The sequence below is a fragment of the Actinosynnema sp. genome, from assembly GCF_052038725.1.
Map to the genome: position 1 here is coordinate 1 of NZ_JBQGCX010000679.1, position 1692 is coordinate 1692.

The 1692-nt window shown below is 76.6% G+C and carries 2 protein-coding genes; one reads left to right on the forward strand and one right to left on the reverse strand.

Annotated features, from left to right (window positions below; genetic code table 11):
* A partial coding sequence (locus ACTUAL_RS14345) for a hypothetical protein (protein ID WP_440900589.1) occupies nt 1-704 on the reverse strand: 704 nt, incomplete at its 3' end.
* A gap of 436 nt (nt 705-1140) precedes the next feature.
* On the opposite strand from ACTUAL_RS14345, the gene ACTUAL_RS14350 reads away from it, so the two are divergent.
* Nucleotides 1141-1656, forward strand: coding sequence for a DinB family protein (locus ACTUAL_RS14350; protein WP_096496354.1), 516 nt, complete (start codon nt 1141-1143; stop codon nt 1654-1656).
* The last annotated feature ends 36 nt before the right edge of the window (nt 1657-1692 follow it).

Here is a 1692-nt window from a genome sequence, read left to right on the forward strand (position 1 = left end):
GCCAGGGTGCGCGTCCACGGCGCCGCGGCCAGGAGCGCAGGCCTGCGCAGGGCGGAGGCGGCCAGGCCGGAGCGGCGGGGGAACTCGGCCAGGTGGGCGCGCTCGGACTCGTGCAGGTCGCCCTCGGCGAAGCGGTGGGACAGGTCGCGGTCGCGCAGGAGGGTGCGGACGTAGGCCATGCCCTCCCGCCACAGCGCCTCGTCCACGCCCGCCAGCACCACGCCCGCCGGGCTGCCGGGGATCAGGAGCTCGATCGAGCGCGGGCGCCTGCGCACGCGCAGGCCGGGGACGCCGGAGACGCCGCCGTCGTCCTCCAGCCTGGGGAGCAGCTCGTAGAGGAGCGGGCCGAGCGCGTGCTCGGCCAGGTGCAGGCGCAGGCCGTGCGGGCCGGGTTCGGCGGCGCGGAAGGCGTGGGCCGGGCGCACCATGCTCGCGGGCGGGCGCAGCTGGAGGTGCGAGCCCGCCTCGGTGGCGGCCTGGAGGACGGCGCACTCCAGCTCGCGCTGCTCGCGGGAGGCCGGTTCCGGGATCAGCAGGCCTCGGGCGTCGCCCGCGCCGTTGAGGGCGTCGACCAGGTGCTCGCGCCGCCCGTCGGGCAGGTCGGACAGGACGGCCCGGACCGCGGGCACGGCCTGGGAGGTGTTCTCGCCGGTCTCGGCCCTGCGCAGGGCGACGAGGCGGTCGGTCAACGACGTCTTCGACATGGCGGTCCTCGTTCCCGCCGCCCGGCTCGGCGAACAAGGACGCGGTGGCGTCGCTTCTGGGGGTGGATCGGAGGTGGCGCGTCGGGAAGGGGGCGCCTGCGCCCTGCGGCGGATCTGCCGCCCTCTGCCGGGGAGCGGCTCCAGCCCGGCGCCCCACCCGGACGCCCGGCTTCGAGGGTACCAGCGGGGTCGGCGCGGTCGGCGGGGTTTTCGGTCGGCGGGGTTTTCCGGCCAGCGCGCGCTGACGCCGTTCTGGTCGGGGCTGCCGGTGCTGTCTGCGCTGCCGGTGCTGTCTGCGCTGTCGGCCAGCCGGTTTTTGTCGGTGCCCGTCGCTACAGTTCGCAGCGCCGGGTCGTCCGGGGTCCGATGTGGACGCCCGGCTGCTGTCGCGCGCTCGCGCGCTCGCCGGTGGGCTCGGGCCGTTAGGGTCCTCGGCATGGTTGGCGACGAGCGGGTCTGGCCAGGGGCTGCGGCGGACGACGAGCTGCGGCTCGCCGTGGAGTTCCTGGACTTCCTGCGCCTCACGGTGGTGGGCAAGGTCGACGGGTTGTCGCGCGAGCTGGCGGTGCGCGCGCCGCTGCCGACCTCGCCGGTGGTGAGCCCGCTGGGCGTGGTGAAGCACCTGGTGGCGGTCGAGCGCTGGTGGGTGTCGATCATCGCGGGCGGGAGCGGCGCGCCGGAGCTGTGGGGCGCGGACGCCGACGCCTCGTGGCTGGTCGCCGAGGAGGACACGGTGGAGTCCGTGCTGGCCGCGTACCGGGAGGAGTGGGCGCTGGGCGCGCGGTCGCTGGCCGGTCTGCGCCCCGGCGACCCGGTTCGGGGAGCGGACCGGGACGACCTGCCGGGTCGCACGGTGCGCTGGGTGCTGTCCCACGTGGCCCAGGAGACCGCGCGCCACGTGGGGCAGCTCGACCTGCTCAGGGAGCTCGCGGACGGGGCGAAGGGCGAGTGACCGGGTTGGTCGCGCGAGGGGGAGCGCGACCAACCC